The 6110-nt window shown below is 64.3% G+C and carries 6 protein-coding genes; all 6 read left to right on the top strand.

The window, feature by feature from the left end:
- On the top strand, positions 1-2285 hold a 2285-nt coding region (locus EN969_RS13165; protein WP_164758242.1), incomplete at its 5' end, for an SPOR domain-containing protein.
- A gap of 132 nt (positions 2286-2417) precedes the next feature.
- Positions 2418-3437, top strand: coding sequence for a beta-N-acetylhexosaminidase (gene nagZ / locus EN969_RS13160; RefSeq protein WP_013531292.1), 1020 nt, complete (start codon positions 2418-2420; stop codon positions 3435-3437).
- A gap of 61 nt (positions 3438-3498) precedes the next feature.
- The gene (locus EN969_RS13155; RefSeq protein WP_013531293.1) at positions 3499-4299 is read left to right on the top strand and encodes a ScpA family protein; all 801 of its coding nucleotides are present in this window, start codon (positions 3499-3501) and stop codon (positions 4297-4299) included.
- The gene (gene scpB, locus EN969_RS13150; RefSeq protein ID WP_027160430.1) at positions 4296-5063 is read left to right on the top strand and encodes an SMC-Scp complex subunit ScpB; all 768 of its coding nucleotides are present in this window, start codon (positions 4296-4298) and stop codon (positions 5061-5063) included. Before EN969_RS13155 ends, scpB begins: the two co-directional genes overlap by 4 nt.
- Before the next feature lie 170 nt (positions 5064-5233).
- Positions 5234-5455 carry a twin-arginine translocase TatA/TatE family subunit gene (locus EN969_RS13145; protein ID WP_127419167.1) on the top strand — a complete coding sequence of 74 codons (222 nt, stop codon included), beginning with the start codon at positions 5234-5236 and terminating at the stop codon, positions 5453-5455.
- A 30-nt stretch (positions 5456-5485) separates the two neighbouring features.
- Positions 5486-6110, top strand: a 625-nt coding sequence (tatB, locus tag EN969_RS13140) for a Sec-independent protein translocase protein TatB (protein ID WP_127419166.1), incomplete at its 3' end; no start/stop codon positions are given.

Below are 6110 nucleotides of genomic sequence, written 5' to 3'. Positions count from 1 at the left end.
CGCCGGCGGTGCACGCCCCGATTGCGGACGAACGGAGCCTGGAAGACGAGTTGAATGCGCTGCTGGGCGCCATGACTTCCCGCACGGCGCCGGTGGCCAGCGAGCCTGTCACGGCTCAGCCGGCTGTCGCTGCCCCGCCGCCTGTTGCCCAGCCTGCCGAGGAACCGGCCGACCTTGTCGGCGACCTCGACTGGGATCTTGACGAAACCACGCCTGAGCAGAATCGACATGTTGGCACGGCCCAAGCGGCCGACGCGGATATTGACGATCTTATGCTTGATGAACTCCAGGATCCGGACTCGGACACCATTGGCGATGTCGATTTCGACGATGATGCGTTGGACGCGGCTTTGGCCCAGGGCCTTGATCCGCGTGATGAAGCCGCTCCCCGGGACAATTCGGCGGATTCTTTCGATTGGCTTGCGGAGCGTTCCCAACCGACAGAGCCGACGCGTTCGTGGAGCCGCGTGACGCCGGTTCCGCAGCAGCCGTCATTCAGCACGCAGCCTACGTTTAGCGCTCAGCCGGCCGCTTCGGTGGCATCATCCATGGCCGCAGCGCCGGCAGTCGCCGCCATGACGTCCTATGGTTCGTCCGAGCCGGTCGAAACCTTGGCTCCCGCTGCCCCAGTATCGGCGCCGCAATCGCGCCAGCCGGCGCGTTACGAAGACATGCCCGATGTCGAGACGGTCGATGTGCCCGAGCGTGTCGTGGCGCTGGCGGACGATCTCGATATCCCCGAACTGCACTTCGAGGAAGACCAGCCGGCGTCGCCTGGCTATGACGATCTCGATGCCGAGTTCTCCAGCCTTCTCTCCGAGATGAACGCGGTGGAGGTGACTGCCGCCCCAGCAAGCAACGCGGCCGGCGCGTCTTACGATGATGGCTCCTATGCCGCGGGCTTCAAGCCGGGCTATGACAGCCTCAAGCCGGGCTATGACGGGGTCAAGCCGGGCTATGAGCCGGAAGCGCGAACCTATGCGGCGCGGCCGATGGAAATGTCTGCCCGCGCGGCGCCGCCCACGGGTTATGCCGACGCCTCGGGCTACGACCTCGACAACCTGCCGGGGAGCCAGCCGGCTTCCCAAGCCGATGATTTCACCGTCGATGAACTCGACTACGATCCCGAACTCGACGAGGAGATGGCTGTTCCGGGTCTCGGCGAGCGTGAGGCCGCAAGGCCGTCGCGCGGACGCGGCCTGTTCATCGCCGCGATTGTCGGCGCGGTCGCGGTCGCGGGCGGTCTCGGTGCCTTTGCGCTGTCCTTTGGCGGCAAGGGCGGCAGCGAAGCGCCCGTCATCGTCAAGGCCGACAACGCGCCGATCAAGGTCAAGCCGGAGAATCCGGGCGGTGCCGTGGTGCCGAACCAGGACAACAAGGTCTACGACGCGGTCAGGGGCGCCAAGCCCGCCGAGCCGGTCCAGGAAAAGCTGGTCACCAACACCGAAGAGCCGGTGGACGTGCAGGCGAAGGACCCGGCCCGCGCCATCGATCTTTCGCCGGACCAGAATGCAGCCGGCGCTGGAACCGATGTCGGCAACGCCGCGCCGATGGCCGGCGCTGCTTTGGCCGACAATACGGCGCCAGCTCCCAAGTCCGAGGACCGCATCGCGCAGGTGCTGCAGGATGCAGACAAGGGCACAAATGCCGATGTCGTCGCCATTGCACCGCGCAAGGTGAGGACCATGGTGGTCAAGTCGGACGGTTCGCTGGTGCCGCGTGAAGATCCGGCGGCACCCGCCGCTCCGCAAGTGGCCGCTACCGAGCCGGTCGATCCGGCGCCGCAGCATGTCGCCCCGGCGGCGCAAGCCGATGCCGACCAGACCGGTACCGTGGCGCCTGCCGCCGCCCAGGCGGACGACGAGCCGGCCCTCAAGCCGGTGGCCAAGCCAAAGGCCGAGGCCAAGGCCCAATCGGCCAACACGCCGGCAAAGGTTCCGCTAGCGCCGCAGCGTCCGTCCGACCAGCCGGTCGATGTCGTCGGCGAGGTCAAGCCCGATCAGGTTGCGTCCATCGATCCGGCATCGACCGCGGCAGGCGGTGGCTCGTGGTCGATGCAGATCGCCTCGCAGCCGACCGTCGAAAGCGCCCAGTCCAGTTATCAGGATCTGCAGCGCCGCTATGGCAGCGTGCTTGCCGGGCGTACCGCCAACATCGTCAAGGCCGAGATCGCCGGCAAAGGCACGTTCTACCGCGTGCGCGTTCCGGCCCAGTCACGCAATGACGCGATCAATTTGTGCACCAGCTACAAGGCCGCCGGCGGCAACTGCTTCGTCTCGCGCTAAAGCCGGAGCCAACCGATTGAAAGCCGGCGCGGTCACCGCGCCGGCTTTTTTCATGGGGAAAGCAGATCCGGCGTTGCCGTGGATGAATCCCTGGCGATTCCCTTTGATCGCACAAAGCCCTAAACTGCCGACATGACCGAATCAAAATCCATGATCCTCGGCTGCGCCGGGAAATCGCTCACCCGCGAAGAAATCAATTTCTATCGCAATGAATGCCCGTGGGCCTTCATCCTGTTTGCGCGCAACATCGGCGAGACCGAACAGATCCGCGATCTGGTCGCCGAGATGCGAGACTGCATAGGGCGTCCGGACGCGCTGGTGTTCATCGATCAGGAAGGCGGCCGTGTGCAGCGCTTGCGGCCGCCGCTGGCGCCGAATTATCCCGCCGGCGGCGCGCTGGGCGCGCTGTGGCGCGACGATCATGATGCCGGCGCCCGCGCGGCCTGGCTGATGGCGCGGCTGCATGCTTTCGACCTGTTACGCTACGGCATCACAGCCGATTGCCTGCCGGTGCTCGACGTGCCGATCGAAGGCGCCAGCGATGTCATCGGCGCGCGTGCCTACGGCAAGGACCCGCGACCCGTGATCGAGCTCGGCCGCGCAGCCGCGGAAGGGCTGATATCGGGCGGCGTGCTGCCGGTCATGAAGCATATTCCGGGCCATGGACGTGCCTTTGCCGACACGCATTTTGAACTGCCAGTGGTCAATGCCTCGCTCAGTGATCTGCAGCGGCATGATTTCGCCCCGTTCAAGGAGCTTAGCCATCTGCCGATGGCGATGACTGCGCATGTCGTCTACAGCGCGATCGACCCGAACAATCCGGCGACCACCTCCGGCAAGGTCATCGACGAGATCATCCGGCGCGAAATCGGCTTCGACGGACTGCTGATGAGCGACGACACATCGATGAAGGCACTTTCTGGGGATTTCCCGACAAAGGCGGCCTCGATCCTTGCGGCGGGCTGCGATCTGGTCCTTCACTGCAACGGCGTTTTCGAGGAGATGGCCGGCATCGCATCGCGCACCACGGGGCTTGAGGGCACGTCGCTGGAGCGCGCCAAGCGGGCGCTGACCTATATAAAGGACCGTGACACGGTCGAAGAAACCGAAATACGCGCCGAATTCGCCACCTACTTCGATGCGGTGGCATAGCAAGGGAAAGTGACAGGCAGTGGCGGAGACATTGGAAAGCAAGGCCGCGAAGGCCGCACCGATGGACCGTCTGTGGGCCGAAAATGACGATTCACGCGTCACCGGCGACCCGTCGCTGGTCGTCGACGTGGCCGGCTTCGAAGGTCCGCTCGATCTTCTGCTGCATCTTGCCCGCACCCAGAAAGTCGATCTGGCGCGCATTTCGATCCTGGCGCTGGTCGAGCAATATCTGACCTTTGTCGAGACGGCGAGGGCGCTCAGGCTGGAGCTTGCCGCCGACTATCTGGTGATGGCGGCATGGCTGGCCTTCCTCAAGTCCAAGCTCCTGATCCCCAAGCAGCCAGGCGACGAGGGCGAAAGCGGCGAGGAACTGGCGGCGGTGCTGCAGTTCCGACTGAAGCGGCTGGAAGCCATGCGCGACGCCTCGGCGCGTCTGGTCAACCGCAACCGGCTCGGCCGCGACGTGTTCGCGCGCGGCATGCCGGAAATGGTCATCATCGAAAAGCGCAACGCCTATTCTGCCTCGCTCTACGATCTCTTGACCGCCTATGCCCAGCAGCGCCAGAAGCAGGCGATCAACAATGTGACCATCGCCAGGCGCGGTGTCTGGTCGCTCAAGGACGCGCGCGACATCCTGACCCGCCTTGTGGGAGCCGTGAGCGACTGGACGACGATGGAAAGTTTTCTGATCGCGTACATGACCAGTCCCGAGGAGCGGCGCACGGCGATCGCGAGCTCGTTCGCTGCCACGCTGGAACTGGTGCGCGAAGGCAAGATGGATGTGCGGCAGGATCAGACGTTCGCGCCGATCTACCTGCGCGGCCGAACGCAGACAATCAAGGCAGTCGAGGTGGCATCATGAGCGAACGCGCCAACGCTTCGGTTGTCCCGTTCAAGATCGGCGATGAACCCGACGAGGGCCCGCTTTCCCAGGATCCGGCCGAGCAGCAGCTACAAAACCCGGCCGAGCGACTGCATCTGGCCGAGGCTGTGCGCATGGCCGAGGCGATCGTGTTCGCCAGCGCCGAACCCGTCAGCGAAAAGCAGCTTGCGGCACGCCTGCCGGACGGCATCAACATCGCCCTGGCCATGGCCGAGCTGCAGCAGATCTATGCGCGGCGCGGCGTCAATCTGGTGCGTGTCGGCGATGCCTGGGCGTTCCGCACCGCCGGCGACCTGGCTTTCCTGATGAGCAGGGATACCGTCCAGCAAAGGAAGCTCTCCCGCGCGGCTCTCGAAGTGCTGGCGATCATTGCCTATCACCAGCCGGTGACGCGTGCCGAGATCGAGGACATCCGCGGTGTCGAAACCTCGAAAGGCACGCTCGACACGCTGCTGGAAACGGAATGGGTGCGCATGCGCGGCCGGCGAAAGACACCCGGACGCCCGGTCACCTACGGCACGACGGAGACCTTCCTCGATCATTTCGCGCTGGAAGAGATCCGCGATCTGCCCGGCATGGAGGAACTGAAGGGGGCCGGCCTGCTTTCGGGCCGCATGCCGTCGAATTTCTCCATTCCGCAGCCGCCGGCCGATCCCGATGCATTGACCGACGACGAGGATGCGCTCACCGATATCGATCTCGAGGAACTCGGCCTGCTGACGCCGCGCGTCACGGAAGATTGACTGGCATTGGCGGCCGATCTGTCGAGGATGCGCGGATTCGTAGCGGGGCCGCCGCGTCGAAAATGCGTGACATCCGCCACCCTTTCATAAACTCTGTCGCAGTTGTGTTTGAATCCCAACGCGAAAACGCATAGATCATCGCCAGGGAAAACATTCGAGAGAGATTTGCTATGGGTTCATTTTCGATTTGGCACTGGATGATGGTGCTGGTGATCGTGCTTTTGGTGTTCGGCCGCGGCAAGATTCCCGAGCTGATGGGCGACATGGCCAAGGGCATCAAGAGCTTCAAGAAGGGCATGGCCGACGACGACGTTGCCGAAGACAAGCGCACCGTCGAACATCGTGCCGACGAGACCGTTGCGGCCGCGAAGGAAAAGGCCAGCAAGAGCTGAGCCCAAAGGTTCTAGTCGGAACAGAGTGTCATGTTTGAAGTCGGCTGGACCGAAATGCTGGTCATCGCGATCGTCATGATCGTGGTCGTCGGGCCCAAGGATTTGCCCAATATGCTGCGCACCTTCGGCCGCACGACGGCGAAGCTGCGCGCCATGGCATCCGATTTCCAGAAACAGTTCAACGAGGCGCTGAAGGAAGCCGAGCTCGACGACGTCAAGAAGTCCGTCGACGAGCTCAGGGGCATGAGCCCGATGGCCGAGATCAGGAAGCAGCTCAATCCGTTCGAACAGGCCGCGGCCGACGTTCGCTCCGGCGTCGACGCGGCGATGAAGCCGAAGCCGGCAGCCGATCCGGCAACGCCAGCCGCTTCGACCCCGCAGGCGGCCGAGCCGCTGAAGAACGGTGCAACGACCATGCCCGGCGTCAACGGACCGGAAGCAGCGCCGGCAGCGCCGATTTTCCCGGCGATGACCGACGAATCGGTGGTGACGTCATCAGTGCCGACGACACCCGTCGTGGCGCCGAAGGCGTCCACGGCGAAGAAGGCAGCCAAGCCTGCACCGTCAAGGGCGACGCCGGCTATAAAGGCTTCGGCAAATGGCGCTAAAGCTCCTGCAAAAACGGTCACCGCTAAGGCCACGCCTGCGCCCAAGG

The sequence above is a fragment of the Mesorhizobium sp. M7A.F.Ca.CA.003.01.2.1 genome, from assembly GCF_003998945.1.
Taxonomy (GTDB): Bacteria; Pseudomonadota; Alphaproteobacteria; order Rhizobiales; family Rhizobiaceae; genus Mesorhizobium; species Mesorhizobium ciceri.
Note: the sequence above shows the minus strand (reverse complement) of the source record. Positions and strands in the feature narration are given on the sequence as shown.